Origin of the sequence: Nocardioides turkmenicus (assembly GCF_011045035.1) — a bacterium.
In the GTDB taxonomy this organism is placed as follows: Bacteria; Actinomycetota; Actinomycetes; order Propionibacteriales; family Nocardioidaceae; genus Nocardioides; species Nocardioides turkmenicus.
Window position 1 is genome coordinate 261,981 of the sequence record NZ_JAALAA010000002.1, and the last position, 26,821, is coordinate 288,801.

Genomic DNA, 26,821 nt, shown 5'->3' on the forward strand with positions numbered 1-26,821 from the left:
CCTGACCTTCTCTCCCGGGTCACCGGCCACCCTTACCGTGACCCGATGCCGCAGCCGCCGTCGTCTCAGCGCATCGCCGAGATCCACGGCCTGCGGGGACTCGCGCTCGCGCTCGTGGTGGTCTTCCACCTCTTCGGCAACGGCCGCGTCTCCGGCGGTGTCGACGTCTTCCTGGCGCTGACCGGGTTCCTGGTCACCCGCTCGCTGGTCCGCCGGGTAGCGGCCTCCGAGCTGCGGCTGGCCGACCACTACGGGCGTACGTTCCTGCGGCTGTCGGCTCCCATGCTGGTCGTGCTCGCCGGGACGGCGGTGCTGATGGTGGCGGTCATGCCCCGGTCGATGTGGAGCTCGACGCTGCGGGAGGTCGCTGCGTCGGCGGCGTACGTCCTGAACTGGGAGATGATCCGGTCCCAGCTCGCCTACGGAGCCGCCGGGCCGAGCGCGAGCCCGCTGCAGCACTTCTGGTCGCTGGCGGTGCAGGGGCAGTTCCTGCTGGTCTGGCCGGTGGTCGTGGTCGTCCTCGGGGCTTTGGCGCGGAGGCGGCTCCGGGTCGTGATGGCGGTCGTGGTGGCAGTGGCGACCGTCGCGTCGTTCGTCTTCGCGTGGCGGCTCGGGGCGGCCGACCAGCAGGTGGCGTACTTCCACTCCTGGGCGCGCTTCTGGGAGCTCGGCGCGGGCGCACTGCTCGCGCTCGGGCTCGACCGGATCCGGCCGCCGGGAGCGGCCCGGCCGGTGCTCGCCTGGTTCGGGCTGCTGCTCGTCGCGACCTCGGGGTTCGTGCTCGACGGCGCTGCGCTCTTCCCCGGCCCGTGGGCGCTGTGGCCGGTCGGCGGGGCGCTGCTGGTCGTGCTCGGCTCCGGATCATCCGCCCGGTGGGGGCCGCAGCGGCTGCTCGCGGTGAGGCCGCTGCGGTTCGTCGCCGACATCTCCTTCCCGCTCTACCTGTGGCACTGGCCACTGCTGGTGGCCTGGCTGAGCTGGACGTACGCGACCCGCACGAGCCTCCTCGCCGCGACCGTCGTCCTGTCCGGATCGGCGGTGCTGGCCTGGCTCACCCATCGGTACGTCGAGCGGCCGGTCACCCGGATCGGTCCGCCGTTCACCGGCGTGGTGCGGCTGGTGACGGTGCCCGTGGTGCTCGCCGTGGTGGTGGGCGGAACGCTGGCGGTCACCGGCGAGGTGGAGCGCCGGGACGCCGCCCGGAAGGCGGCGGCGGTCGCGGCCGCCGAGCGCTACGCGGGCTGCATCGGCGCCGCCGCGCTCGACCCGGCGCTCACCGACTGCGAGCGCCCGTCGACGCTGATCGACGCGAGCCTGGGCTACCAGGCTCCCGACGGGTCGGCGTGCTGGTCCAACAAGGAGCGGCCCGTCGCGCTGAAGGTCTGCACGCTCGGCCCGAAGACCGGCTACACCCGGCGGCTGCTCGCCATCGGCGACTCCCACAACCACCAGTTCGTGCCCGCCTACCGTGCCATCGCCGAGAGCCGCGGCTGGCGCATCGACGTGGCCGGCCGCGCCGGCTGCCACTGGAACGCCCGCGACCGCGTCGGTACGCCCGAGTCGAGCGTGGAGCTCTGCGACCGGTGGAAGGAGAAGCTGGCGGCGTACATCGCCTCGGAGGAGGGGATCGACGCGTACGTCGTGGTCCACTCCAGCCTGGTGAGCGTCGAGGTCTCGCCCGGCGAGAGCGACGTCGAGGCGGTCAGCCGCGGGATGGCGGAGGCGTGGGCGACCAGGCCGGACCCGTCGGTCCCGGTGATCGCGGTCCAGGACTCGCCCATCTTCGAGGGCAGCAGCGCGCTGTTCGCGCGGGTGGTCCAGCCGTGCATCGACGACCACGGGCTCGCTGCCGCGACCGAGTGCTCACGCCGGCGGGAGACAGTCGTACGCGACGACGGCAGCCTGGGCGCCACCCGGCTGGCGACGAACGCCCACCACGTCGACCTGACCTCCTACTTCTGCGGCGCGAGGCGGTGCTCGCCCGTCGTCGGCAACCTGGAGGTCTACCTCGACGGCTTCCACATCTCCCCGCTCTACGCGGAGACGCTGGCGCCCTACCTGGGCGACCGGATCGCCCGGATCCTGCGCCGCTCCCCCGGTCCGGGCTAGGCGGCGGCCGGCTCCGGCTCGCTCTCGCGCGGGAAGTGGGTCTGCTTGAAACGTACGGCCATCCGGGTCGAGGGACCCATGGCGGCCGCGGCAGCGACGACGATCGCGCCGATCACGATCCAGCCGGCGCCGCTGTAGACGTCGGGGTGCCAGCCCATGGCGAGGAAGGTGAACAGAGCCGGCGCCCACGCGCCGCCGAGCTGGCGGCCGATGCCGGCCACACCTTCGTACTCGCCCCGGCGGTCGGGGTCCATGAGCTCGGCCTGGAATGCCCAGCTCGCCGAGCCGATGGCCAGCTCCGCGCCGGTCACGGCGACGTGGCCGAGCCAGACCAGGAAGATGGTGAGGATGCCGCGGGTGTCGTGGGTGACCAGCGTGATCGCGCAGGCCGCGACGAAGAACCCGCTGCTCCACCACACGCGCCGCAACGCGTCGCGGACGCTGTGGACGCCCTTCGAGGTGTAGGCCGGGAGGATGATGCACAGCACCGTGTTGGTCGCGAAGAGCCAGGCCAGCAGCCAGCGCGGCGAGTCGGTGTATTCGACCAGCCACAGCGGGATCACGGTGTGCAGCAGCACCTGGTTGGTCCACAGCGTGCCGGTGAAGGTGGTCACCAGGAGCCAGCCGACGTTGCGCAGCGCGCCCGGACCCGGCAGCTTCTCGGTGACCTCGCCGGCGGCGCGGCGCTCCTCGTGCGGCGCCCTCGGCAGCCGGGAGATCCAGACGGAGTTGGCGATCCCGATGGCCAGCGCGAAGAACGGCACGCCCCACTTGAGCACCGTGTCGGTGTCCAGCGCCAGCGCGATACCGGCGATCAGGGCGCCGATGGTGAAGCCGAGGTTGAGGCTCGAGTACATGAACGCCTGGGTCTCGACCCGCTCCTTGTCGGGGAGGACGTCGAGGACGTACGCATTCCGGCCGGCACCGCCGGCGTTGTTGACCACCTCGAAGACGACGATGACGCAGAGGTAGGCCCAGAAGCCGTGGATGAACGGCATCGTCGCGAACATCGACGCGCTGATCAGGGCACTGATCGCCCAGACCCGCTTCGGGCCGACGACGTCGGCCAGCCGGCCCATCGGGTAGGCGGTGAGGAAGCTCGCGATCCCGGCGACCGTCAGGCCGATGCCGATCTGCGCCGGGCTCAGCCCGACGAAGGCGACCAGGTAGAACGCGGCCGCGGTGTTGAACGTCCCGTCCCCTGCTGCGAAGAGCAGCGACTGCGTCGCCAGACGCTTCGACAACGGCGTCGGCGGGATCAGGTTGGTGAGGAAACCGGGCAGGGCGGGCACTGGACAATTGCACCACCGCCACCGGACGAGAAGCATCCGGTTTACGGCCGAGGCTCAGGCTCGGCGGGAGGCCAGGGCGTCGACGGCGTCGCGGGCGGTGGCGGCGATGGCGAGATCGACGTCGTTCTGGATCCGGGCGGTGCGGTCGGAGTCGGTGAGCACGGCGATGGCGACCCGGCCGCCGGGGTGGGTGACGACGGCGATCTCGTGGCGAAGGGTGAGGAAACCGCCGGTCTTGCCGGCGAGCTGGATGTCGTCGGCGAGGAGCTCGGCGGCGATCCGGTGGGTGAAGACCTGCTTGCCCATCAGCCGGCGCACCATCTCGGTGGCCTCCGGCTTGGCGACCTCGTCACGCCAGACCCGCTCGAGCAGGTCGACGCAGGCGCGCGGCGAGCCGACCGTGGCACGCTCGACGTCGAGAGAGTCGATGACGTGCCGCCCGCCCGGGCGCCGGCCCTCGACCGCGAGCTGGGTGGCGAGGGCGAAGTCGTGCCCGGCGACGCGGGTGGCGTAGTCGTACATCGGCTGCATCCGGTGCCGCACCCGCAGCCCCTCCACGCCCCACTCGGCGAGCTGCTCGTCGACCTCGCGCGGCGGGACCATCGCGAAGAGCGCGTCCGCGGCGGCGTTGTCGCTGAGGGCGAGCATCATCAGCATCAGGTCGGCGACCGAGCAGGTCGCATCGTGGGTGAAGGCCGAGATGCCGTACGGCCCGTAGCTCCGCTCCGCCGCGGGCAGCGTCACCATCGTGGCGCCGTCGATCTCGCCGCGGGCGATCCGGTCCGCGACGACCAGCGCGAGGGGCACCTTGGCCACCGAGGCCAAAGGCATCGGCCTGTCGACGCCGACGCCGACCTCCAGGCCGGTGTCGATGTCGCGGGCCAGGAACTCGGCCCGGACCCGGAGGTCCCGGAAGCGCTCGGCGGCGACCTCGGCGAGGTCGATCAGGCCTCGGTCGCTGCCGACCAGCGGGCTCATCAGGCACCTGCTTCCGAGGCGCCGACGCACGCCCCGAGCAGGGCGAGCGCCTGCTCGCGCACCGGACCCTCGGCCAGCGGCCCGGGGACCGGCGGCTGCTCCACCAGCCGGTGGCCGCGGCGTACCGGGTCGATGAAGGGCGACCAGCTCAACCCGTACGTCACCGCCTCGTGCCGAGCGCAGACCAAGGTGCCGCGGCCCGCCAAGGCCTCGGCCGCCGCGAGCCGGTGCGGCGCGCGGCGCAGGGCGGTCGGCCCGATGCCCGCCCGGTCGGCCTGCCGTCGCAGGCGGTCGCCGGGATCGTCGAGGTCTCGCGGGAGGGCCAGGAGCTGCGTACGGGCTCCGCCTCGGCGGGGGCGGAGCGAGCTCAAGGACACCCTCTGCTCGGTGGCGGCGGTGACGGCGGCGGTGACGGCGGCGGTGACGGCGGCGGTGGGGGCGGTCGCGGCGCCGAGCGGGGTGACCCAGGTGGCCGCGTCGGGGTCGCACGGCTCGACCGTCCAGGCCGCCGACTCCGGGGGCGCGTCGGTCGTGGTCGCGAGGCGTACGTCGACGCCTTCCTTCTCCAGCAGTGCGACCAACGCGGCGAGCGGGGCGGGGTCGCAGCCGGACGGCACCGCGACCACAAAGGGCTCACGCTCGTGCCGGCGGATGCTGCGCAGCAGATGGTCCGCCTGATCGATCAGGTGGCGGGCGCGCGGCAGCAGCGCGGCACCGGCCGGGGTGAGCGCGATCTGGCGCCGGGAGCGGTCGAGCAGCTCCACGCCGAGCTCGCGCTCGAGGGCCCGCAGCCGGCGGCTGAGCAGCGGCTGGTCGACGCCCAGCTCCAGGGCGGCCTCGGAGACGCTCATCTCGTCAGCGACCGCGGTGAAGCCGCGCAGGTGAAGCAGTAGGTCCACGCGTACAGGATGGCTGATCGGCCACAGCACGTCCCATGTCAGCGATGCATACGTCCATGCCGGATCGTCCTTGGACGCCGTCGCCGCGGCAGCGTCACGATGCCTGCATGACTCACCCGATCCTCAGCCGTCGCACCCTCCTGGGCGGAGCCGTCACCGCCGCCGCCGTCGCCGCCGCCGGAGCCGCCAGCCCCGCTGCGTACGCCACCGACCACCCCTCGATCGCCGCTCTGGAGCAGACGCACCAGCGTCGCCTCGGCGTCTGGGCGAAGAACATGCGGACCGGACGCGTCATCGAGCACCGTGCCGACGAGCGCTTCCCGATGCTGTCGACCTTCAAGACGCTGCTCACGGCGGCGATCCTGCGTGACCTGCCCGCGCGTACGCTCCAGCAGCGTCTGACCTGGGACGCCGCCGACGTCGTCGTCAACTCCCCGGTCACCTCGGTCACGACGCGCAACGGCCTGACCGTGGCGCAGCTCGCCGAGGCGACGATGACGCGCTCCGACAACACCGCGGCCAACGAGCTGCTCCACCTGATCGGCGGCCCCGCTGGGGTCACCCGGTTCGCCCGGTCGCTCGGCGACACCGTCAGCCGGCTCGACCGCTGGGAGCCCGACCTCAACAGTGCGATCCCGGGCGACCCGCGCGACACCACCTCGCCGCGCGCGATCGCGCAGACGTACACCAAGCTGGTGCTCGGCGACGCCCTCGACCGCGGCGACCGCGACCAGCTGATCACCTGGATGCTGGCCAACCAGTCGACCGTCACCCGGTTCGGTGCCGGCGTCCCGGCCGGCTGGCGGCTCGCCGACAAGACCGGCGGCGGCGACTACGCCTCCCGCAACGACGTCGGGGTCACCTGGACCCCCGACGGCGCCCCGATCGTCATCGCCGCCCTCACCCGCTCCGACGACCCCACGGCTGCGCCGCTCGACAAGCCGCTCGAGGACATCGCGGCGACCGTCTGCGCGGAGCTCGGCTGACTCGCCGCGCGAGCTGTAACACGTCGTTCGTAACTCTTCTCGCCCTATCAGAGCGACCGGATAGTGCAACGAACGACGTGTTACACGTGCGGCGGTCGGGCATCAGGCTCCGTACACCTTCTCCGGAACCGGCGCCTGCGCGAGCAGCTTGCGGAGCGCCGGACCGACCTCGGCGGCATTCCAGCGTGCGCCGGCGTCGGCGGAGGGGCCGTGGGCCCACCCGTTCTCGACGGTCATCTGCGGACCGTCGATCTCGATGACCCGCCCGGTGACGTCGCGGGCGTCCTCGGAGGCGAGCCAGGCGACGACCGGCGAGTTGTCCTCGGGAAGCGCCATCGCGGAGGTGTCGAAGGCGCCTTCGGTCATCCGGGTCTTCGCGACCGGCGCGATCGCGTTGACGGTGACGCCGTAGCGCGCCATCTCGGCGGCGGCGACGAGGGTGAGGCCGGCGATCCCGGCCTTGGCGGCGGAGTAGGTGCCCTGCCCGATCGAACCCTGCAGGCCCGCGCCCGAGGAGGTGTTGATGACCCGGGCCTCCCGCTGCCGCCCGGCCTTCGACTCCGCGCGCCAGTACGCACCCGCGTGCCGCAGCGTCGCGAAGTGGCCTTTCAGGTGCACCCGGATGACCGCGTCCCACTCCTCCTCGGAGGTGTTGACGAGCATCCGGTCGCGTACGAAGCCGGCGTTGTTGACGAGGATGTCCAGACCTCCGTACGTCTCGACCGCCTGTCGCACCATCGCCTCCGCCGCCGCGAAGTCGGCGACGTCGGCGGCGTTGGCGACCGCCTCCCCACCTGCGGCGACGATCTCGGCGACGACCTGGTCCGCGGGCGACTCGCCGGTGCCCTCGCCCGCGAGCGAGACGCCGAAGTCGTTGACGACCACCTTCGCGCCGTGGCGGGCCAGCTCGAGCGCGTGCGCCCGGCCGATCCCCCGCCCCGCTCCGGTGACGATCGCGATCCGGCCGTCCAAGAGTCCGGTCATGTGAGTGCTCCCTGCGTCGATACGTACGTCGGTCTTGCCAGCGTGAACCAAGCAACTGCTAGGCTACCAAGCAATCGCTAGGTTAGGCAGCACGGATCCGAGGACGGACGGCATGGGCATCTCCACCGAGTTCACCGACGAGCAGATCGCCGTCGTCACGATGAACCACCCACCGGTGAACGCGCTGCCGGTCAAGGGCTGGTTCGAGGTCGCCGAGGCGGTCACGACCGCCGCCGAGAACGGCGCCCGGGTCGTGATCCTGCGCGCCGAGGGCAAGGGCTTCAACGCCGGCGTCGACATCAAGGAGATGCAGGAGATCGAGGGGTTCGAGGGCATCCTCGGCGCCAACCGCGGCTGCTACGCGGCCTTCAAGGCGATCTACGAGTGCCCGGTCCCGGTCATCGCCGCGGTCAACGGTTTCTGCCTCGGCGGAGGCGTCGGCCTGGTCGGCAACGCGGACACGATCGTCGCCAGCGACGACGCCTACTTCGGAGTGCCCGAGGTCGACCGCGGAGCCCTCGGCGCCGCCACCCACCTGAGCCGGCTGGTGCCGCAGCACATGCTGCGTACGCTCTACTTCACCGCCCAGACCATCACCGCCCAGCGCCTCCACGAGCTCGGCTCGGTCCACGCGGTCGTCCCCCGCGACGACCTGGACGACAAGGCCCTCGAGATCGCCAGGGAGATCGCAAAGAAGGATCCCCAGGTCATCCGCGCCGCCAAGGCCGCGCTCAACGGCATCGACCCGGTCGACGTGAACGCCTCCTACCGCTTCGAGCAGGGCTTCACCTTCGAGCTCAACCTCGCCGGCGTCGCCGACGAGCGCCGCGACGCCTTCGTGAAGGACGGCAAGTGATGCCGACCCGGCGCAACTGTCCCAAGATCTCATGCCGAGTCGGCGCTTCTGCCCCGCGCCCCGGCGTCGAGTCGGCGCGTCTGTCCCAGCCCCACACGCCGACGCGAGCTGATTTCCCGAGACAGTTGCGCCGGCTCGAGCCACCACGCTGGAACACTTGCGCCGACTCGGCGCGATTTTTCGGGACAGAAGCGCCGAGTCGGCGCAGGAGCGAGGAGCTCTCGTGACCACATCACCGACATTCCGTACGCCGCTGACCGAGCTGACCGGCGTCGACCACCCGATCGTGCAGACCGGCATGGGCTGGGTCGCCGGCCCGCGCCTGGTCTCCGCGACAGCCAACGCAGGCGCCCTCGGCATCCTGGCGTCGGCGACGATGACCCTCGATGAGCTCGAGAAGGCGATCGTCGAGGTCAAGGGCCGCACCGACAAGCCGTTCGGCGTGAACCTCCGCGCCGACGCCTCGGACGCCCCCGACCGATGTCGGCTCCTCATCGACCACGACGTCAAGGTCGCGAGCTTCGCCCTCGCGCCCAAGCCCGAGCTGATCAGCACGCTCAAGGAACACGACATCGTCGTGATGCCCTCGATCGGCGCGGCCAAGCACGCCAAGAAGGTGGCGAGCTGGGGCGCCGACATGGTGATGATCCAGGGCGGCGAGGGCGGCGGCCACACCGGCACGGTCCCGACCACCCTGCTCCTCCCCAGCGTCCTCGACGCCGTCGACATCCCGGTCGTCGCCGCGGGCGGCTTCTTCGACGGCCGCGGACTGGCCGCGGCCCTCTCCTACGGCGCGGCCGGCATCGGCATGGGCACGCGGTTCCTGCTCACCGCCGACTCGGCGGTCCCCGAGGACGTACGGAAGCGATATCTGAGCTTCGGGCTCGACGGCACCGTCGTGACCACGAAGGCCGACGGCATGCCTCACCGTGTGCTGCGCACCGAGTTCATCGACACCCTCGAGAAGGAGGGCGTCACCGCGAAGCTGCTCCGCACGATCAAGCGGACACGACAGTTCAAGGAGATGTCCGGCCTCCCCTGGCGGACACTCGTCAAGGACGGCCGGAACATGGTCCACGGCGGCGACCGCACCTGGGCCGAGGTCGTCCTCGCCGCCAACACCCCGATGCTGCTGCGCGCCGGGCTCGTCGAGGGCGACACGAACGCCGGGATGCTCTCCAGCGGCCAGGTCGTCGGTCTCCTCGACGACCTCCCCACCTGCGAGGAACTCGTCGACCGCATCGTGACCCAGGCCGTGGACCGCCTCAAACATGTGGACGCGACCCTGGCCTGACCATCAGGCTGGCCCCATGACGATCGAGGTTCGCCCGGCGACCGTGTTCGAGGACGTACGCACCCTGGTCGGCCCCAAGCGCCCCGACGCCAGCGTCTGCTGGTGCCTGAGCTACCGGATCCCGTCGAAGCTCAACAACGAGCTGCACGGTCCGGAGCGCGGCGAATACGTCCGTACGCTGCTCGAGCAGGGGCCGCTGGGCGTGCTCGCCTACGACGGCGACGAGCCCGTCGGGTGGGCCGCGATCGCACCCCGGGCCGACACCTCCTTCGCCCGCAACCGCAAGATCCCGCACGTCGACGACCTTCCGGTCTGGTCGCTGTGGTGCATCCGGGTCCGCCCGGGCCATCGCGGCCAGGGCATCTCGCACGCGCTCATCGAGGGCGCCGTCGACTTCGCCCGAGAGCACGGCGCTCCCGCCGTCGAGGCCTACCCGCTCGACAACCAGGGCGCCAAGATCGACCAGACCATGGCGTACGCCGGGATCCGCAAGAACTTCGAGGCGGCCGGCTTCACCTGGGCGGCCGACACGACCTCGGTCCTCGCCGGACACCCGCGCGTCCTGATGCGGCGCGAGCTGACCTGACCGGCCGGTTGGGCCCGATCGGTAGAGTGTGGGTCGTGAACACCGAGACGAGCCGCGTACGCATCGCGCTCGTCGCGCTTTTCACGCTGATGCTCCCGGCGCTGATGAGCGTCGACCCCGAGCAGGCCTTGCTGACCATCGCCGTCTCGACCGCGCTCGCAGCCGTCGCGGTCGGCGCGATCCACAACGTCGGCGCGTTCGCCCTGGTCAGGGCCCATGCGACGGCCCCGAGCGACGCCTCCGACGGACCTCGCCACCTCGCCGCCCGGGTCACCGACCCGGTGTGCTCCCCGCGCCGACCGCGCGCTCCTGAGCAGGACTGACCCCTCGCCGGCACCCGGCGGCCCGTCAGTCCTACCCACTCATCTCAGGAGCACACCCATGTCTGTCCTCGCCCCGTTGTCGCATGCCCTCGCCGCCGTCCTCGCCGGCGCCCACCACGTCCTCGCCTTCGCCGGCGACAACGCCAGCTGGCTGCTGGCGATCGCCGCCGTCGTCGTGCTGGTCAGGCTCGTCCTGCTGCCGCTCACGATCCGAGGCGTACGCCACGCCCACGCCGCCGCCCGTGCCCGCCCGCAGCTCCAGGAGCTGACGAAGAAATACCAGAAGCAGGCCGCCAAGGGCAGCTCGAGCCAGGCCGACGTCATGGCGATGATGGAGGAGCGGCGCAAGATCAACGAGGAGCACGGCGTACCCCGTTTCGCCATGCTCGCCGCCTTCGCCCAGCTGCCGATCTTCCTGGCGCTCTACCACCTGCTCTCCGACGTCAGCCGGAGCAACGCGGTCGGCGCGATGAACGACTCACTGGTCGACTCGCTCGGCGCCGCGACCTTCCTCGGCACGCCGCTCACCGGCCACGGCTACCTCTCCGGCGACACCACCCATCTGGTGATCACCCTCGGCCTCGCCGCCACCGCCGCCGCGGTCAGCTACCTCAGCCAGCGGCTGTGGGTCCTGCCCAACATGGTGCTCACCGACATGCCCGAGACGATGGTGCGCGTCCAGGAGCTGATGCCCGTCATCTCCGCTGCCGGCATGCTCCTCGCCGGCAGCACCGTCCCGCTCGCCCTGCTCGTCTACTGGGTCATCAGCGGCCTGTGGACCGCTGGTCAGGTCGCGGTCGTCCACCGCTGGTTCCCCACCCCCGGCTCCCCCGCCGCCAAGCGCGCTGCGACGCGGGCCGAGAAACGAGCCGGGAAGCGGGCAGCGCTCACAGCCGCTCGATGATGGTGACGTTCGCCTGCCCGCCGCCCTCGCACATGGTCTGCAGGCCGTAGCGGCCGCCGGTGCGCTCGAGCTCGTTGAGGAGGGTCGTCATCAGCCGGGTGCCGGTGGCGCCGATGGGGTGGCCCAGGGCGATGCCACCGCCGTTCACATTCACCTTCGAATGCGGGACGTCGAGCTCCTTCATCCACGCCAGGACGACGGAGGCGAAGGCCTCGTTGCACTCGAACAGGTCGATGTCGTCGACCGTCAGGCCGGTCGTGCCCAGGGCATGACGAGTCGCCTCGATCGGGCCGGTGAGCATCCAGACGGGGTCGTCACCGCGGACAGAGAGGTGGTGGATCCGGGCTCGCGGGGTCAGGCCGAAGGTGCGTACGGCCGCAGCCGATGCCACCAGCAGCGCCGAGGACGCGTCGCAGATCTGCGAGGCGACGGCCGCGGTGATCCGTCCACCGCGAGCGAGCGGCTCCAGCGCGGCCATCTTCTCCAGCGACGTCTCGCGCGGGCACTGGTCGACAGCGAAGTCACCGACCGGAACGATCTCGCGGTCGAACCGCCCCTCGGCGATCGCGGTCTTGGCGCGCTGATGCGAGGCGAGCGCATACGCCTCCATGTCCTCACGGGAGATGTCCCACTTCTCCGCGATCATCTCGGCGGAGCGGAACTGGGAGACCTCCTGGTCACCGTAGCGCTTCAACCAGCCGGGCGACTCGGCGAACGGGGTGGTGTAGCCGTATTCGGCGCCCACCAGCATCGCCGCCGAGATCGGGATCGCCGACATGTTCTGCAGCCCACCGGCGACGACGAGGTCCTGCGTCCCCGACATCACCCCTTGAGCCGCGAAGTGCACCGCCTGCTGCGAGGAGCCGCACTGCCGGTCGATGGTCACGCCGGGTACGTGGTCGGGCAGCCCGGCCACCAGCCACGCGGTCCGTGCGACGTCGCCGGCCTGGCCCCCGATCGTGTCGCAGCAACCCATGATCACGTCGTCGACGGCCCCCGGGTCGATCCCGGTGCGGTCGACGAGCGCGGCCAGCGAGTAGGCGCCGAGATCAGCGGGATGGATCCCGGCGAGCGCGCCACCTCGCTTCCCCACGGGCGTACGAACGGCGTCGACGATGAAGGCCTCGGGCATGTGTGATCCTCTCGATCAGGCGTGCTGGCTGGAGACGGAGACGACCTCGCCGGTCATGTAGGACGAGTAGTCGCTGGCCAGGAAGACCATGACGTTGGCGACCTCCCAGGGCTCGGCCGCACGGCCGAACGCCTCGCGGCCCTTGAGCTCGACGAGCAGCTCGGGCGAGGTGACCTTCTCCAGGAACGGGTGCATCGCCAGAGACGGCGAGACCGCGTTGACCCGGATCCCGTGCGGCGCGAGGTCGGCGGCGGCCGATCGGGTCAGCGCCATCACCCCGGCCTTGGCCGCGGCGTAGTGGGCCTGCCCCTCCTGCGCCCGCCAGCCGATCACGGAGGCGTTGTTGACGATCACGCCACGCTTCCCGGAGGCCACGAACCGCTGCCCGACCGCCCGGATGCACCGGAACGTACCGGTCAGGGTGATGTCGAGAACCTTCGACCACTGCTCGTCGGTCATCTCCAGCACCGACGCGGTCCCGCCGAGCCCGGCGTTGTTGATCATCACGTCGACGCCACCGAAGGGGTCGGCCGCGTCGAGCAGCGCCTGGACCTGGTCCTCCTGGGTGACGTCGCAGGTCACGGCCGTGACCCGGTCAGTCCCGAACTCCTCCCCGAGCGCGTCGACGGACTCCTTGAGCCGCCGCTCGTGGGTGTCCGACATGACGACCGCCTTGGCGCCCTCCTCGAGCGCCTTCCGCACCACCGCGGCTCCGATGCCCGCACCGGCGGCTGCGGTCACGACGACGACCCGCCCCTCCAGGAGCGAGTGGCCGGGGACGTACGCGGGGGTGGGCTGTTCGGGCTTCATGCACGCGCCTCTCTGGGCAGGCCGAGGACTCGCTCGGCGATGATGTTCCGTTGGATCTCGTCCGAGCCGCCGTAGATCGTGTCGGCACGGGAGAAGAGGTAGAGCGACTGCAGCGGGTCGAGCGCGTAGCCGTCGCCGGTGGTCAGTCCGGCGAGGCCGACGACGTCCATCGCCAGCTCGCCGAGCTCGCGGTGCCACCGGGCCCAGAGCAGCTTGGAGACGCTCGCCTCGGGGCCCGAGGACCCGGAGTCGTACGCAGACAGTGTCCGCAGCGCGTGCAGCCGGAGCACCTCCAGCCCGACATGTGCCTGAGCGAGTCGCGCGGCGATGCCGGGATCGTCGATGGTGCCGTTCGCACGGGCCGCTTCCTCGACCGTCTCCAGCTCGCGCGCGAAGCCGACCTGCTGGCCGATCGTGGAGACGCCGCGCTCGAACCCGAGGGTCGCCATCGCGACCTTCCAGCCGTCGCCGGGCTCCCCGACCACCAGGTCGGCCGCGGTCTCGGCGCCGTCGAAGAAGACCTCGTTGAACTCGGAGGTGCCGGTGAGCTGCTGGATCGGTCGTACGTCGACCCCGTCCTGTGCCATCGGCACGAGCAGGTAGGAGAGCCCGTGGTGGCGCTCGGAGCCGGGCGTCGTGCGGCAGACCACGAAGCACCAGTCGGAGAGGTGGGCGTTCGACGTCCACACCTTCTGCCCGTCGACGACCCACCGGTCGCCGTCGAGCCGGGCACGGGTGCGCACCCCGGCGAGGTCGGAGCCGGCACCGGGCTCGGAGTACCCCTGGCACCACAGCTCCTCGACCGCGACGATCTTGGGCAGGAACCGCTCCTGCTGGGCGGGTGTGCCATGGGCGATCAGGGTGGGGCCGAGCAGCTCCTCGCCGAGGTGGTTCACCCGCACCGGGGCGTCCGCCCGGGCGTACTCCTCGTGGAAGATCACCTGCTGCCACAGGGGCAGGCCGCGCCCGCCGTGCTCCTCGGGCCAGCCCAGACACGTCCACCCGTGGGCGGCCAGGTAGCGGTTCCACGCCAGCCGGCCCTCGTACGACTCGTGGTCGCGCCCGTTGCCGCCGGTGCCTCGCAGCGCCGCCCACTCGCCGACCAGATGGTCGGCCAGCCACTCGCGCACCTCGGCACGGAACGCCTCGTCCTCGGTGGAGTAGGTCAGGTCCATGCCGGACAACCTACCAAACCAAGCACTTGTTTGGTAGCGTCTGCGGCATGACTGCCAGCCCAACCGAGACCAGTGTCGTGACGTACGAGACCCACGGACCCGTCGCGGTGGTCCGGCTGAACCGTCCCGAATACCGCAACGCCCAGAACTCGAAGGTGACCTACGCGCTCGACGCGGCGTTCACCCGGGCGACCGACGACGACGAGATCAAGGTGATCGTCCTCGGCGGCAACGGCAAGCACTTCTGCGCCGGCCACGACATCGGCACCCCGGGACGCGACATCGACGAGAGCTTCGAGCGCAAGGCCGTGATGTGGTGGGACCACGTCGGCAAGGAGGGTGTGGACAGTCGGTTCGCGCGCGAGTCCGAGGTCTACCTGGGCATGTGCCGCCGCTGGCGCGAGATCCCGAAGCCGACGATCGCGATGGTGCAGGGCGCCTGCATCGCGGGCGGTCTGATGCTGGCCTGGTCCTGCGACTTCATCGTCGCCTCCGACGACGCCTTCTTCTCCGACCCGGTGGTCAAGATGGGCATCCCTGGGGTCGAGTACTTCGCCCACCCGTGGGTCACCAACCCCCGCGCCGCCAAGGAGATGCTCTTCACCGGCGGCCGCTTCTCGGCCTCACAGGCGGAAGCCTGGGGGATGGTCAACCATGTCGTGCCGCGCGACGATCTCGAGACCGAGACGCTCGCGCTCGCCGGAAAGATCGCAGAAATGCCGCGCCTGGGTCTGGCGCTGGCCAAGAAGGCGGTCAACCAGGCCGAGGACCTGATGGGCATGCGCGCCGGGATGGACTCGGTCTTCGGCCTCCACCACGCCGCCCACGCTCACAACGCCGAGGTCGGCAAGGACTCGCTCGCGGGGATGGACGCGAGGTCGATGAAGTCATGAGGATCGACGTACGCGGGCCGCGCCGCGCCCCTGTAACACGTCGTTCGTGGGACTACTCGCCCGTCCAGAACGACCGGATAGTGCAACGAACGACGTGTTACAGCGAGCGAGGAGCCCAATGAGCACCCTGGAGTTCACCGAGGCCGAGGAGACCTTCCGGCTCGAGGCCCGCGACTGGCTCGCCGCCAACAACCCCGGCCGACTGCCGTCGATGGACACGGCCGAGGGCGCCGCAGCCCACCGCGAGTGGGAACGCACCCTGGCCTCCGGCCGCTGGTCGGTCGTCACCTGGCCCGAGTCGTACGGCGGGCGCGACGCGTCGCTGACCGAGTGGGTCATCTTCGAGGAGGAGTACTACCTCTGTGGGGCCCCGACGAGGATCAGCCAGAACGGCATCTCGCTGCTCGCGCCGATCATCTTCGGCCACGGCACCGAGGCACAGAAGAAGCGCTACCTGCGCGACATGACCGACGGCACCCTGGTCTGGGCACAGGCCTGGTCCGAGCCCGAGGCCGGCTCCGACCTGGCCTCGCTCCGTGCGACCGCCACCCGCGTCGAGGGTGGCTGGAGGCTCAACGGCCAGAAGACCTGGAGCAGCCGGGCGCCGTTCGCCGACCGCGGCTTCGGCCTGTTCCGGAGCGACCCGGAGGCCGAGCGGCACCGAGGGCTGACGTACTTCCTCTTTCCGCTCGACGCCGACGGCGTCACGGTCCGACCGATCGACCAGCTCGACGGCACGCCGGGGTTCGCCGAGATCTTCTTCGACGACGTCTTCGTGCCCGACGAGGACGTGCTCGGCGGCGTCGGTGAGGGCTGGAAGGTCGCGATGTCGACCGCCGGAAACGAGCGCGGCCTGTCCCTGCGCTCCCCCGGGCGCTTCTGCGCCGCGGCCGGCCGGCTGCTGGACCTGTGGGCGACCGACCCGCAGCCGCACCTGCGCGACCAGGTCGCCGACGCCTGGATCGGCGCGGAGGCCTACCGTCTCTACACCTGGGGCACCGTCACCCACGTCGAGGCCGGCGGCTCGGTCGGCGCCGAGGGCTCGATCAACAAGCTGTGGTGGTCCGACCTCGACCTCTCGCTCCACGAGACCGCGTTGTCCCTGCTCGGCGCGGACGCGGAGCTCTCCGGTCCGTGGGCCGACGACTACCTCTTCTCCCTCTCCGGCCCGATCTACGCCGGCACCAACCAGATCCAGCGCAACATCGTCGCCGAGCGCGTGCTCGGCCTGCCGAGGGGTGGCCGATGAGATTCGGACGTACGCCGGAGCAGCATGCCTTCTCCGAAGCACTCGACGACCTGCTCGGTGCCGCCGACGTCCCGTCCGCGTCGCGCGCCTGGGCGGCCGGTGACCACTCGGCCGGCCTGAAGCTGTGGCAGCGTCTCGCCGAGCTCGGTGTCACCGGGCTGCTGGTGCCGGAGGAGCTCGGTGGCATGGGAGCGACCCCGACAGACCTGACGGTCGCCCTCGAGCGGCTCGGCTACCACGGCGTCCCGGGGCCGTGGATCGAGTCGATCGCGGTCGCACCGCGGCTACTCACGGACACCCCCGATGCGGACCTGCTCGAGCGGCTCGCCGCAGGTGAGGCGCTGGTGTCCGTGGCCACAGGATCACGAGCCCTCGATGCCGATGTCGCCGAGCGGACCTATGCGTTGGGTGCGACTCTGCGCCGAGCGGACCCCGGCTCCGAGCAGCGATCGGTCGACCCGACCCGGCGGCTCTTCGACGTCACCATCGGCGAGGAGGTCGCGACGATCGACCCCGCACCGGCCCTCGACCTCGGCACCCTCGCCTGCTCGGCCCAGCTCCTCGGCGCCGGCCTCAGACTGCTCGACGACTCGGTCGCGTACGTGAAGCAGCGGACGCAGTTCGGGCGCCCGATCGGCGAGTTCCAGGCGGTGAAGCACCTGCTGGCCGACGTACGCGTCGCCCTGGACTTCGCCGCCCCGCTGGTGCACCACGCGAGCCTGACCCTCGCCCCGCGAGACATCTCGGCCGCCAAGGTGGCGGCCGGCGACGCGGCGTACCTGGCCTCACGCACCGCGCTCCAGGTCCACGGCGCGATCGGCTACACCCGCGAGTTCGACCTGAGCCTGTGGATCCTCAAGGTGCGCGCGCTGGTGGGCGCCTGGGGCACCCCGGCCGAGCATCGCGCGCGGATCCTCGCTCTGCTCATCGACGACAGGCTGGTGGAGGCCCGATGAGGTTCGCGCTCACCGAGGAGCAGACCGATCTGGTCGCGACGGTCCACACCCTCATCGCCAAGCGGGCCGCCTCGATGGACCTGCGGGCCGCGATCGCGACGCCCGAGGGCTACGACACGACCCTGTGGCAGACCCTCGCCGAGCAGATCGGGGTGACCGCGTTGGCGGTGCCTGAGGCGTACGGCGGCGTTGGGTGCTCCTACATCGAGGCCCATCTCGTGCTCGAGGAGCTCGGCGCCACGCTCACGCCGTCGCCGTTCGTCGGCACCTTGCTGGCGACCCAGGTCCTGGCCGCCGCCGGGACCCCTGCCGCCGGTGAGCTGCTGGAGCGGATCGCCGGTGGGGCCACGGCCGCGGTCGTGGTCCCCGGCTCCGATGTCGTCATCGACGCGGTCGGCGCGGAGATCCTCCTCGTCTTCCGTGGCGACCAGGTCCATGCCGCGGAACCGGTCACGATCACCCCGGTCCCGGCGCTGGACCCGACCTGGAGGTTCGGGACGGTCACGGTCGGCGATGGTGAGGCCGTGGGCACCGTCGACCCGGCGTACGTCACGACCGTCGGCGCGACCATGATGACCGCCCTTCAGGCCGGTGCCGCGCGCGAGGCACTGGAGCGTGCGGTCGCCTATCTCAAGGAACGCCACCAGTTCGGTCGCCCGCTCGGCTCGTTCCAGGCGCTCAAGCACCGCTGCGCCGATCTGCTGGTCCAGGTCGAGACGGCCAGGACGATGAGCTGGGCGGCAGCCTGGGAGCTGACCCAGGAAGCCCCCGACGTACGTCTCATCCGCGCCGCCAAGACCTGGTGCTCCGACGCGTTCTCGCAGGTCGCAGCCGAGATGATCCAGCTCCACGGTGGCGTGGCGATCACCTGGGAGCACGACGCCCACCTCTACTTCAAGCGCGCTCACGCCACCGCCCAGCTCTTCCGAGGAGACACGTGAACAAGACCCCCATCGACAAGACGCTGCCCCTCACCGAGGTCGCCGGCAAGCTCGAGTCCGGGATGACCATCGGCATCGGTGGCTGGGGCTCGCGCCGCAAGCCGATGGCGCTGGTCAAGGAGATCCTCCGCAGCGACATCACCGACCTGACCGTGGTCGCGTTCGGCGGCCCCGACGTGGGTCTGCTCGCGCGCGCCGGGAAGATCCGCAAGCTGGTCTACGGCTTCGTCAGCCTCGACTCGATCCCGCTCGACCCCAACTTCACCCGGGCCCGCGAGCGGGGCGAGATCCCGGAGACGAGCGAGTACGACGAGGGCATGTTCGTGGCCGGCCTGCGAGCGGGCGCCAACCGGCTCAGCTTCCAGCCGATCCGCGCCGGTCTCGGCAGCGACGTGATGGCGATGAACCCCGACCTCGAGACGGTCAGGTCGCCCTACGACGACGAGGAGTACGTCGCCGTCCCCGGCCTCCGCCTCGACGTCTCGCTCATCCACCTCAACCGCGCCGACGCGGCGGGCAACGGGCAGTACCTCGGTCCCGACCCCTACTTCGACGACCTCTTCGCGATGGCCGCCGACACCACGATCATGTCGGTCGAGCAGGTCGTCTCCACCGACGATCTGACCGCGAAGGCCCCGCCGCAGTCCCTCCTGGTCCCGCGCATCTTCGTGAACCACGTCGTCGAGGCGCCCGGCGGCGCCCACTTCACCAGCTGCGACCCCGACTACGGGCGCGACGAGGAGTTCCAGAAGGCGTACGCCGCCGCAGCCAAGTCCGAATCCGATGAGCAGTGGACCGAGTTCGAGGAGCGCTACCTGTGACCACCCAGACGATCACCCGAGCCGACGTCTGCGTCGCCGCCGTCTCCGACGCTTTCAAGGGCTCCGGCGAGGTGCTCGCCCACGCCGTCGGGATCGTCCCGGCCATCGGCGTACGCCTGGCCAAGGCCACCCACACCCCCGAGCTCGCGCTCAGCGACGGCGAGGCGTTCATGATGGCCGAGGCCCCGCCGCTGCTGAAGACCGCGGCCGCCGGTGGCACGCCGGAGGCGTGGGTGCCGTTCCGCAGCATCTTCGACATCGTCGCCAGCGGCCGCCGGCACTCGATGATGGGTGCCAGCCAGATCGACCGCTACGGCAACCAGAACATCTCCTCGATCGGCGACTGGCGGCAGCCGAAGCGTCAGTTGATCGGCGTACGCGGCGCTCCGGGCAACACCGTCAACCACCGCGTCGACTACTGGGTCGCCAAGCACTCCGCCCGCATCTTCGTCGACCGCGTCGACGTCGCCAGCGGCGTCGGCAACGACCGCGCGGTCGGCACGGCGGCGAAGTATCACGACCTCGGCGTCATCGTCACCAACCTCGCCGTCTTCGGCTACGACGAGTCCGGGCTCGTCAAGGTCGACTCGATCCACCCCGGCGTCACCCCCGAGGAGCTCCAGGAAGCCACCGGCTTCCCCATCGACGCCGCCGACGCACCGCTCACCCGCGAGCCCACTGCCGAGGAGCTCGAGATCATCGTGGCGGAAGACCCGAAGGGCCTCCGCTTCAACGAAGTCCCATAAAGCCGCTGGTCGAGCCGCCGGAGCCGCTAGGCGAAGGCGTGTCGAGACCAACACAGTCCCCTCGGCGCTCGACAGGACTGTGTTGGTCTCGACACGCTCGGCCGCAGGCGGCCTCGCGGCTCGACCAGCGGATCAGGCGAGGATGCCGGCGTGGAGCAGCTTCAGATACTGCTCCGACAGCGTCTCAGGGGTGTGGCGTCCGCCGGGGCGATACCAGGAGACCGTGGACCAGACGCCGTCGCGGATGAAGCGATACGTCAGCGCCGGGTCGAGGGAGGCCTGGAAGACGCCCGAGGACTGGCCGGCCTCGATCACCTGGATCCACAGCGCCTCGTTGTCGCGGGAGCGCTCGGCGACGAACTCGAAACCCTCGACGGTCGCCAGGAAGGACGCCTCGTTCTGGTAGAGCGCGACCGCGAGCCGCTCGTTGTGGATGGTCCGGAACGACTCCGCGATCAGCCCATCCAGGTCGGCCTTCGGGTCGACGCCGGTCTCGACGATCTCGGTGAACCGCGCGTTGAGCCCGTCGAGGAACTCGGACAGCAGCTCGGTCAGCATCGCTTCCTTGGAGCGGAAGTGGTGGTAGAGCGAGCCGGAGAGGATCCCCGCGGCGTCGGCGATGTCGCGTACGGTCGTCTGGGAGAACCCCTTGGTCGCGAACATCTCGCCGGCCAGCGTGAGCAGCTCGGCTCGTCGCGACGACCCCGACGCCGTCCCCCGCCTTCTCGGCGCAACCCCCGTGTCAGTCATGGACGAAGTCTACCAAACAAGCAGTTGCTCAACTACGCTTGCCCGGGTGACCCCGCGCACGATCCCTGCCCTGCTCGAGAAGGCCAAGCAGACGTACGCCGACCACCCGGCGATCGTCGACGGCCCCACGACGCTCACCTACACCGAGCTCGCGGACGCAGCGGAGAGGGCCGCGCGTGCCTTCCTCGCCAGCGGCGTACGCAGCGGCGACCGGGTCGGGATCTGGGCCCCCAACCGCTGGGAGTTCCCCGTCGCGGTCCTCGGCGCGCAGACGATCGGGGCGGCCGTGGTGCCGCTGAACACCCGCTACCGGGGGCATGAGGCACGCGAGATCCTCGAACGCTCGAGAGCGGCCGCGCTGATCACCGTCAACGGCTTCCTGGGCACCGACTACGTCCAGATGCTCCACGACGCCGGACCGCTCCCCGAGCACCTGCTGACCGTCGTCGACCTGGCGACCGGCTGGGACGAGTTCCTGGCGAGAGGCGACGACACGACCGAAAAGCGTCTCTCGGACGCTAAAGCGACCGTCACCCCCGACACCCTCGCCGACCTGCTGTTCACCTCCGGCACCACGGGCAAGCCGAAAGGGGTGATGAGCGCCCAACGCCAGACGATCGGCGTCGCGGACGTCTGGGCACGCGGCGCCGCGCTCTCCCCCGACGACCGCTACGCCATCGTCAACCCGTTCTTCCACGGCTTCGGCTACAAGGCGGGCTTCGTCGCGGCATTCACCGCCGGCAGCACGGTCTACCCGATCGCGACCTACGACCCCACCCAGGCGCTGAAGCTGATCCAGGACGAGCGGATCACCGTCCTCCCCGGAGCCCCGACGATCTTCACCACGCTGATCAACCATGACGACCTCGAGGCCTACGACATCTCGAGCCTGCGCTTCGCGATCGCCGGCGCCGCCAGCGTCCCGGAGAGCCTCTTCGCCGACATGCGCAACATCCTCGGGATCGACGAGGTCAAGGGGGCGTACGGCCTGACCGAGTGCATGGTCGCCACCACCACCCGACCCGGTGAGGACCCCGAGCACGTGGCCAAGGTGGTCGGGCCCGCGGTCGAGGGGCTGGAGATCCGCACCGTCACCGCGGCCGGCACGGACGCGGAGCCGGGCGAGGACGGCGAGGTCTGGATCCGCGGCGACAACGTGATGCTCGGCTACTTCGAGAACCCCGAAGCCACCGCCGAGGCGATCGACGAGGACGGCTGGCTCCACACCGGCGACGTCGGCTACCTCGACGAGCACGGCTGCCTGAAGATCACCGACCGGATCAAGGACATGTTCACCGTCGGCGGCTTCAACGTCTACCCGGCCGAGGTCGAGAACACCCTCGCCGCTCACCCCGGCATCGTCGAGGCCGCGGTCATCGGCGTCCCCGACGCCCGTCTGGGCCAGGTGGGCAAGGCCTTCGTGGTCCTTCACGACGACGGCCTGACCGCCGACGCCATCGCGACCTGGCTCAAGGACCGCCTGGCCAACTACAAGCAGCCGAGGACGTACGTGCTGGTCGACAGCCTCCCGCGCAACGCCAGCGGCAAGGTGCTGAAGACGGACCTGCGAAACCCCCCAAAATAGGTGACACCCCACGGGGCGGGGGTATAGGTTTCCGGAGCCCATCTTTACTTCCCCCACGGAGGCTTCGATGCCCCGACGCGCCAAGATCGCGTCCATCTCCGGCACCACCCTCGTTCTCGGCGTGGCCGCAGTCGCGATCCCGCTGACGCTGAACTCCGCCACCGCCGAGCCGACCACGTCCGGCCCGCTGGCCGCGTTCGACGCCGCGAACCGGGAGCCGTCGACCCTTCCCGCCGGCCCGGTCGACGCTCACGTCGAGGAGGTCGCACTGACCACCTCGACCGGCAAGGCGACCGAGCACGCGACGAAGGTCGACAAGCCGCGCAGCAACGTCATCAAGAGCGACCCGCAGGACGCCACCGGCTTCGCCGTCATCGGTGTGACCTGGTCCGATGCCACCGCATCGGAAGACGTGCGCCCCGAGATCCGCACCCTGAAGGACGGCGTGTGGTCGTCGTGGAGCCCGATGGTCGTCGACGTCGAGGACCACGGTCCGGACGCCGGCACCGCGGAGGCGAAGGGCGTCCGCCCGGGCACCGACGAGTTCCTGGCCGGGCACGTCGACCAGGTGCAGACCCGGATCATCGTCCCTGACGATGCCGAGATCCCCGGCGACCTCGAGCTCGCGGTGATCGAGCCGGGCAAGCCTTCGGACACGGTCGAGGAGCTCCCCGAGATCGAGACCGACAAGGACAAGCCCCGGGCGACCAGCACCCACAAGGGCAGCAAGGACTCCGACCTCAACCTGGTCGCGTCCACCTACACCCCGAGCCCGACGATCTACAGCCGTGCGCAGTGGGGCGCCGACGAGACTCTCCGCGAGCAGACGGCCCCGAGCTACCGCCAGATCCACGGTGGTTTCGTCCACCACACCGCGGGCACCAACGCCTACACCGAGGCCGACGTCCCCGCCATCATCCGGGCCATCTACGAGTTCCACGTCACCACCCGCGGCTACCGCGACGTCGGCTACAACTTCTTCGTCGACAAGTTCGGCCGCATCTGGGAGGGCCGCCACGGCGGCGTCGCGCTGCCGGTCGAGGGCGCCCACACCAGCGGCTACAACTACGACAGCTTCGGTGCCTCGGCGCTCGGCTGCTTCGACACGGTCGCGGCCGGCTGTCCCGACGACGCCGGCGCGGCGCAGAACCAGCCCACCGACGCGATGATTCAGGCCTACGGCTCCCTCTACGCCTGGAAGCTCTCGCTCCACGGCGTCACCGCCAACGCCACCAACGTGACCCTGACCAAGACCGACGGCACCAAGACGACCTTCCCGCACGCGATCAACGGTCACCGCGACGCCGGCACCACCGTCTGCCCGGGCGCGAACCTCCAGGCCAAGCTCCCCCAGATCCGTACACTCGCCGCCGGCCTCCAGAAGAGCTGGAGCGGCCGCGACCTGGAGTCCAACATCGCCGGCACGAGTCACTCCGACTTCGTGGCACGACGGGCCTCCGACGGCCGGATCTTCACGCTGCGTACGGGCGGGTTCGCCGGGTTCAACTCGACCAAGACGTCCACGACGGTCGGCAGCACCGTGCGCGAGGCCGTGGTCACCCCGGACATCACCGGCGACGGCAAGGCCGACCTGATCCAGGTCCGCACCGACGGCTCGGCCGGCATCCGCAAGGGCCGCGGCGACGGCACCTTCGCCTCCGTCTTCAAGAACCTCGGCAAGAGCACCTTCTCCGGGGTCTCCAAGATCACCGCGACCGGCAACATCGGCGGCACCTCGGCCAACGACCTGGTCGGCAAGAACGCGAAGGGCTACCTGGTCCGCTACACCGGCAACGGCGCCGGCGGGTTCACCCGCGTGGGCACGACGCGCTCGCTGAGCGGCTTCGACAAGCTGGCCGCGACCGGCGACGTCAACAAGGACGGCAAGCGCGACCTGATCGGCCGCAAGTCCGGTGCGCTCTACTACTTCAAGGGCTCGGGCAGCGGTACGTTCGGCTCGCCGGTCAAGCTCGCGACCCAGAGCCCGTCGTGGTCCTCGCTGGTCCAGATCTCCGGCTACGGCGACTTCACCGGCGACGGTCGTGGCGACCTGATCGGCCGGGACTCGTCCAACCGCGGCTGGATCTACCCGGCCTCCGGCTCGGGCTTCGGCAAGCCGCTGGGCCCGTACGCGGACGTCAACCGCACCCTCATCGGCGCGGTCAACCTCGTCGGCAACAGTCTGCCGGACCTGATGATGAAGTCCGGCTCGACGCTCTACGTCAAGCCGAACAGCGGCCGGGTCAGCCTGGCCGCGCCGGTCGACAGCGGCATCACGCTGACCAGCGCCACCGCGCTGATGAACGCCGGCGACTGGAACCGCGACGGCAAGGGCGACTTCCTGGCCAAGATGTCCGACGGCACCGTGCGTCTCTACCGGGGCTACGGCACCGGCAAGTTCGCCAGCCCCGTCACCATCGCGAGCGGTCTCGGCACCGTCATCGACGCGGTCGGCGACATCACCGGCGACGGCTACCCCGACCTGATGGGCCGCACCTCCGACGGCACGATCAAGCTCTGGCCCGGCAAGGGCTCGACCAAGGTCGGCACGTCGATCACCATGAAGGCCTCCGCCTCGGGCACCCGCCTGGTCGGCGTCGGGCGCTGGAACAGCGGCAACACCCCCGACGTCCTCTTCGTCAACGGCACCAGCACCGTCGTCCACGACAGCAACGGACCGGGCGGCCTGGTCTCCACGCAGACCCTGTCGGTCAACCTGTCCGGCTACGACGCGGTGCTCGGCGTACGCGACCTGCGGGCCGGCTCGGGCGGCGACCTGATCGTGCGGTCGGGCAGCTACATCTACGCGCTGGAGCGCAACAGCACCGGCACCGGCGTGACCCGCACCTACCTGGGTGCACTGTCGGGCTACAACCTGCTGGGCTGACCCGGTCGAGGATGCCGAGAGTGGCCCGCGGGTCACTCTCGGCATCCTCGGCTCACGCCGAGAGCTGGCGCTCCTGGTTGACCCGGATCGCCTTCTCGGCGAGGTCGGAGCCGGCCGACGCGTACAGGTTCAGGACGGCGTGGGCGCCGCGCTTCTTGAGCTCGTCGCGCTCCTCGGGGCGCAGCGCGATGGCGGCCACGGTGCCCGTGAAGCCGAGCTTGTGGAGCAGGTCCATGGCGAGCAGGTTGTCGCCGTGGAAGGGCATCGTGAGGACGACGAGCTCCATCCCGGCGCCCTTCTTGACCCGTTCCCAGAAGTCCTGGTCGGTGGCATCCGCCTCGACCACGTCGAAGCCCTCCGCCTTGAGCGAGTCGGCGCGCACCGAGTCGTGCTCGACCGCCAGCACGTGGTAGCCCTGGGTGTCGCGCAGCTCCTCGTAGGTCGTACGCCCCACCCGGCCCATCCCGACCACCAGCGCCTTGGCGTCACCGAGGTTGATCGGCCGGTCGGCCTCCTGGAGCCGCTCGGGTCGCTGCTCCGGCAGCACCCGGTTGAGCAGGTTGATCAGTTTCGCGGCGTACGCGTTGAAGACGGCGGCGACCAGGAACGACAGCGAGGTCGCGACCGCGAGGACGGTCTGCCACTCGGCCGAGGCCAGCCCGGTCGCCGAGGCGATCACGATGACGATCAGGCCGAACTCGGAGTAGTTGGTCAGCGTGAACGAGGCCAGCGTCGCGGTGCGGTAACGCAGGCCCATGACAGCGAAGATCACCACGTACGCGACCGCCTGCAGCGGCAGCAGGATCTGCAGCACGGTGGCCAGTGCCAGGTCCTCCAGCGACGGCACCCCGGTCAGGCCGATGCTCAGGAAGAACGCGATGAGGAAGAGCTCCTTGGTGCTGAACAGCAGCTTCGCCAGGGCCGGCGCCTTGGCGTGCGACCCGAGAAGAGCGCCGACCACGAGCGCCCCGAGGTCGCCCTTGAGCCCGACGGTCTCGAAGAGCCAGTAGCCCGGCACGAGCGCGATCGCCAGGCCGAAGAGCGCGGTCAGCTCGGCGGAGGTGATCCGGTCCCACATGCGGTGGGCGAGCCAGGCACCCGGGAGGAGCAGCACCAGCGCGAAGACCCAGGGGGAAGGCCAGTGGCCCTTGGAGATCGTCAGGAACGCGACCGCGACGATGTCCTGCATGACCAGCACACCGATCGCGATCCGGCCGTAGAGGGTGTTGTTGTCGCGGCGCTCGTCGAGGACCTTGATCGCGAACACGGTGCTCGAGAAGGAGAGCACGAACGCGATCAGCGCCATCTCGCCCAGGTCGGCGTCGGCGAGGAGCGCGAAGCCGAGCGGGGCGATGCCGGCCAGCAGCCCGACCCCGATGATCACGCTGAACCCGAGGTGGGCGAAGGTGCTCAGCCACACGTCGGGCCGGAGCAGCGATCGCACGTCGAGCTTGAGGCCGATGCCGAACAGCAGCAGCGTGACGCCCAGGTCGGCCAGCGTGTGCAGGCCCTCGAGCTCGCCGACACCGGCGGCGTGCAGCCCGAACCCGGCGGCCAGGAAGCCGACCAGTGGCGGGAGTTTCAGGAACATCGCGACCAGCCCGGCTCCTAGTGCGACAAGCAGGTAGAGCGCGGTCAGCGACATATTCGGATATCCCCCAGGCT

24 protein-coding genes are annotated in these 26,821 nt (G+C 70.6%); 15 read left to right on the forward strand and 9 right to left on the reverse strand.

From position 1 onward, the window contains the following. Nucleotides 1-45 precede the first annotated feature (45 nt). Entirely contained in the window at nucleotides 46-2,109 is a 2,064-nt protein-coding gene (locus G5C66_RS03425; protein WP_165109547.1) for an acyltransferase family protein, read from the forward strand. Here the strand turns inward: G5C66_RS03425 and G5C66_RS03430 are convergent. Genes G5C66_RS03430 through G5C66_RS03440 form a run of 3 tightly spaced genes read right to left on the reverse strand, consistent with a single transcriptional unit; the run spans nucleotide 2,106 to nucleotide 5,308 of the window. Next, nucleotides 2,106-3,401, reverse strand: coding sequence for an MFS transporter (locus tag G5C66_RS03430; protein ID WP_338144052.1), 1,296 nt, complete (start codon nucleotides 3,399-3,401; stop codon nucleotides 2,106-2,108). The genes G5C66_RS03425 and G5C66_RS03430 overlap by 4 nt on opposite strands. A 54-nt stretch (nucleotides 3,402-3,455) precedes the next feature. Next, nucleotides 3,456-4,379 carry a serine hydrolase gene (locus G5C66_RS03435; RefSeq protein WP_165109549.1) on the reverse strand — a complete coding sequence of 308 codons (924 nt, stop codon included), beginning with the start codon at nucleotides 4,377-4,379 and terminating at the stop codon, nucleotides 3,456-3,458. Next, complete coding sequence (locus G5C66_RS03440; protein WP_338144053.1) at nucleotides 4,379-5,308, reverse strand: LysR family transcriptional regulator; 930 nt, start codon at nucleotides 5,306-5,308, stop codon at nucleotides 4,379-4,381. The genes G5C66_RS03435 and G5C66_RS03440 overlap by 1 nt, the downstream gene beginning before the upstream one ends. Nucleotides 5,309-5,385: 77 nt before the next feature. Here G5C66_RS03440 and bla point away from each other — a divergent pair, with 77 nt between their 5' ends. Next, nucleotides 5,386-6,264 carry a class A beta-lactamase gene (bla, locus tag G5C66_RS03445; protein ID WP_165109551.1) on the forward strand — a complete coding sequence of 293 codons (879 nt, stop codon included), beginning with the start codon at nucleotides 5,386-5,388 and terminating at the stop codon, nucleotides 6,262-6,264. A 102-nt stretch (nucleotides 6,265-6,366) separates the two neighbouring features. On the opposite strand, the gene G5C66_RS03450 is transcribed toward bla, so the two are convergent. Beyond that, a complete protein-coding gene (locus tag G5C66_RS03450) occupies nucleotides 6,367-7,248 on the reverse strand; it encodes an SDR family oxidoreductase (protein WP_165109552.1) in 882 nt (293 codons plus the stop codon). Between the two features lie 112 nt (nucleotides 7,249-7,360). On the opposite strand from G5C66_RS03450, the gene G5C66_RS03455 reads away from it, so the two are divergent. The 5 genes from G5C66_RS03455 to yidC all read left to right on the forward strand — a co-directional run bounded on the left by G5C66_RS03455 (nucleotide 7,361) and on the right by yidC (nucleotide 11,211). Beyond that, the gene (locus tag G5C66_RS03455) at nucleotides 7,361-8,104 is read left to right on the forward strand and encodes an enoyl-CoA hydratase family protein (protein WP_165109553.1); all 744 of its coding nucleotides are present in this window, start codon (nucleotides 7,361-7,363) and stop codon (nucleotides 8,102-8,104) included. A 223-nt stretch (nucleotides 8,105-8,327) separates the two neighbouring features. Next, the gene (locus G5C66_RS03460; protein WP_165109554.1) at nucleotides 8,328-9,398 is read left to right on the forward strand and encodes a nitronate monooxygenase; all 1,071 of its coding nucleotides are present in this window, start codon (nucleotides 8,328-8,330) and stop codon (nucleotides 9,396-9,398) included. A gap of 16 nt (nucleotides 9,399-9,414) precedes the next feature. Continuing rightward, nucleotides 9,415-9,984 carry a GNAT family N-acetyltransferase gene (locus G5C66_RS03465; RefSeq protein WP_165109555.1) on the forward strand — a complete coding sequence of 190 codons (570 nt, stop codon included), beginning with the start codon at nucleotides 9,415-9,417 and terminating at the stop codon, nucleotides 9,982-9,984. A gap of 35 nt (nucleotides 9,985-10,019) precedes the next feature. Continuing rightward, nucleotides 10,020-10,307, forward strand: a complete 288-nt coding sequence (locus G5C66_RS03470) for a hypothetical protein (RefSeq protein WP_165109556.1) — start codon at nucleotides 10,020-10,022, stop codon at nucleotides 10,305-10,307. A gap of 58 nt (nucleotides 10,308-10,365) precedes the next feature. Continuing rightward, nucleotides 10,366-11,211 (forward strand): membrane protein insertase YidC, encoded by an 846-nt coding sequence (gene yidC / locus G5C66_RS03475; protein ID WP_165109557.1) that lies wholly within the window; start codon nucleotides 10,366-10,368, stop codon nucleotides 11,209-11,211. On the opposite strand, the gene G5C66_RS03480 is transcribed toward yidC, so the two are convergent. From G5C66_RS03480 to G5C66_RS03490, 3 genes are read right to left on the reverse strand one after another with little or no spacing between them, the layout of a single operon-like run. After that, entirely contained in the window at nucleotides 11,195-12,343 is a 1,149-nt protein-coding gene (locus G5C66_RS03480; RefSeq protein WP_165109558.1) for an acetyl-CoA C-acetyltransferase, read from the reverse strand. The genes yidC and G5C66_RS03480 overlap by 17 nt on opposite strands. A 15-nt stretch (nucleotides 12,344-12,358) precedes the next feature. Continuing rightward, the gene (locus tag G5C66_RS03485; protein ID WP_165109559.1) at nucleotides 12,359-13,153 is read right to left on the reverse strand and encodes an SDR family oxidoreductase; all 795 of its coding nucleotides are present in this window, start codon (nucleotides 13,151-13,153) and stop codon (nucleotides 12,359-12,361) included. Continuing rightward, nucleotides 13,150-14,328, reverse strand: a complete 1,179-nt coding sequence (locus G5C66_RS03490) for an acyl-CoA dehydrogenase family protein (RefSeq protein WP_165109560.1) — start codon at nucleotides 14,326-14,328, stop codon at nucleotides 13,150-13,152. The genes G5C66_RS03485 and G5C66_RS03490 overlap by 4 nt, the downstream gene beginning before the upstream one ends. A 47-nt stretch (nucleotides 14,329-14,375) precedes the next feature. Between G5C66_RS03490 and G5C66_RS03495 the strand changes: the two genes are divergently transcribed. The 6 genes from G5C66_RS03495 to G5C66_RS26715 all read left to right on the forward strand — a co-directional run bounded on the left by G5C66_RS03495 (nucleotide 14,376) and on the right by G5C66_RS26715 (nucleotide 19,934). Beyond that, entirely contained in the window at nucleotides 14,376-15,221 is an 846-nt protein-coding gene (locus G5C66_RS03495; protein WP_165109561.1) for an enoyl-CoA hydratase, read from the forward strand. 118 nt (nucleotides 15,222-15,339) lie between these two features. Continuing rightward, nucleotides 15,340-16,470: an acyl-CoA dehydrogenase family protein gene (locus G5C66_RS03500; protein WP_165109562.1), complete on the forward strand. Its 1,131-nt coding sequence runs from the start codon at nucleotides 15,340-15,342 to the stop codon at nucleotides 16,468-16,470. Then, a complete protein-coding gene (locus G5C66_RS03505) occupies nucleotides 16,467-17,426 on the forward strand; it encodes an acyl-CoA dehydrogenase family protein (protein ID WP_165109563.1) in 960 nt (319 codons plus the stop codon). The genes G5C66_RS03500 and G5C66_RS03505 overlap by 4 nt, the downstream gene beginning before the upstream one ends. After that, nucleotides 17,423-18,367, forward strand: a complete 945-nt coding sequence (locus G5C66_RS03510) for an acyl-CoA dehydrogenase family protein (RefSeq protein ID WP_165109564.1) — start codon at nucleotides 17,423-17,425, stop codon at nucleotides 18,365-18,367. Before G5C66_RS03505 ends, G5C66_RS03510 begins: the two co-directional genes overlap by 4 nt. Further along, entirely contained in the window at nucleotides 18,364-19,188 is an 825-nt protein-coding gene (locus tag G5C66_RS03515) for a CoA transferase subunit A (RefSeq protein WP_165109565.1), read from the forward strand. Before G5C66_RS03510 ends, G5C66_RS03515 begins: the two co-directional genes overlap by 4 nt. Then, entirely contained in the window at nucleotides 19,185-19,934 is a 750-nt protein-coding gene (locus G5C66_RS26715) for a CoA-transferase (protein ID WP_165109566.1), read from the forward strand. Before G5C66_RS03515 ends, G5C66_RS26715 begins: the two co-directional genes overlap by 4 nt. A 132-nt stretch (nucleotides 19,935-20,066) precedes the next feature. On the opposite strand, the gene G5C66_RS03525 is transcribed toward G5C66_RS26715, so the two are convergent. After that, nucleotides 20,067-20,684, reverse strand: coding sequence for a TetR/AcrR family transcriptional regulator (locus tag G5C66_RS03525; RefSeq protein ID WP_165109567.1), 618 nt, complete (start codon nucleotides 20,682-20,684; stop codon nucleotides 20,067-20,069). A gap of 46 nt (nucleotides 20,685-20,730) precedes the next feature. Here G5C66_RS03525 and G5C66_RS03530 point away from each other — a divergent pair, with 46 nt between their 5' ends. Next, nucleotides 20,731-22,269, forward strand: a complete 1,539-nt coding sequence (locus tag G5C66_RS03530) for an AMP-binding protein (protein ID WP_165109568.1) — start codon at nucleotides 20,731-20,733, stop codon at nucleotides 22,267-22,269. Nucleotides 22,270-22,336: 67 nt separating this feature from the next. Continuing rightward, on the forward strand, nucleotides 22,337-25,156 hold the full coding sequence (locus G5C66_RS03535; RefSeq protein ID WP_165109569.1) for an FG-GAP-like repeat-containing protein: 2,820 nt from the start codon (nucleotides 22,337-22,339) through the stop codon (nucleotides 25,154-25,156). Nucleotides 25,157-25,208: 52 nt separating this feature from the next. Here G5C66_RS03535 and G5C66_RS03540 read toward each other — a convergent pair whose 3' ends face one another. Then, nucleotides 25,209-26,801, reverse strand: coding sequence for a cation:proton antiporter family protein (locus G5C66_RS03540; protein ID WP_165109570.1), 1,593 nt, complete (start codon nucleotides 26,799-26,801; stop codon nucleotides 25,209-25,211). Nucleotides 26,802-26,821 lie beyond the last annotated feature (20 nt).

Bases quoted from the DNA above. Each gene is read 5' to 3' on its own strand.
- G5C66_RS03425 (WP_165109547.1), top strand. From the start codon at position 46: ATGCCGCAGCCGCCGTCGTCTCAGCGCATCGCCGAGATCCACGGCCTG.
- G5C66_RS03435 (WP_165109549.1), bottom strand. From the start codon at position 4,379: ATGAGCCCGCTGGTCGGCAGCGACCGAGGCCTGATCGACCTCGCCGAG.
- bla (WP_165109551.1), top strand. From the start codon at position 5,386: ATGACTCACCCGATCCTCAGCCGTCGCACCCTCCTGGGCGGAGCCGTC.
- G5C66_RS03450 (WP_165109552.1), bottom strand. From the start codon at position 7,248: ATGACCGGACTCTTGGACGGCCGGATCGCGATCGTCACCGGAGCGGGG.
- G5C66_RS03455 (WP_165109553.1), top strand. From the start codon at position 7,361: ATGGGCATCTCCACCGAGTTCACCGACGAGCAGATCGCCGTCGTCACG.
- G5C66_RS03465 (WP_165109555.1), top strand. From the start codon at position 9,415: ATGACGATCGAGGTTCGCCCGGCGACCGTGTTCGAGGACGTACGCACC.
- yidC (WP_165109557.1), top strand. From the start codon at position 10,366: ATGTCTGTCCTCGCCCCGTTGTCGCATGCCCTCGCCGCCGTCCTCGCC.
- G5C66_RS03480 (WP_165109558.1), bottom strand. From the start codon at position 12,343: ATGCCCGAGGCCTTCATCGTCGACGCCGTTCGTACGCCCGTGGGGAAG.
- G5C66_RS03485 (WP_165109559.1), bottom strand. From the start codon at position 13,153: ATGAAGCCCGAACAGCCCACCCCCGCGTACGTCCCCGGCCACTCGCTC.
- G5C66_RS03490 (WP_165109560.1), bottom strand. From the start codon at position 14,328: ATGGACCTGACCTACTCCACCGAGGACGAGGCGTTCCGTGCCGAGGTG.
- G5C66_RS03495 (WP_165109561.1), top strand. From the start codon at position 14,376: ATGACTGCCAGCCCAACCGAGACCAGTGTCGTGACGTACGAGACCCAC.
- G5C66_RS03500 (WP_165109562.1), top strand. From the start codon at position 15,340: ATGAGCACCCTGGAGTTCACCGAGGCCGAGGAGACCTTCCGGCTCGAG.
- G5C66_RS03505 (WP_165109563.1), top strand. From the start codon at position 16,467: ATGAGATTCGGACGTACGCCGGAGCAGCATGCCTTCTCCGAAGCACTC.
- G5C66_RS03510 (WP_165109564.1), top strand. From the start codon at position 17,423: ATGAGGTTCGCGCTCACCGAGGAGCAGACCGATCTGGTCGCGACGGTC.
- G5C66_RS03525 (WP_165109567.1), bottom strand. From the start codon at position 20,684: ATGACTGACACGGGGGTTGCGCCGAGAAGGCGGGGGACGGCGTCGGGG.
- G5C66_RS03535 (WP_165109569.1), top strand. From the start codon at position 22,337: ATGCCCCGACGCGCCAAGATCGCGTCCATCTCCGGCACCACCCTCGTT.
- G5C66_RS03540 (WP_165109570.1), bottom strand. From the start codon at position 26,801: ATGTCGCTGACCGCGCTCTACCTGCTTGTCGCACTAGGAGCCGGGCTG.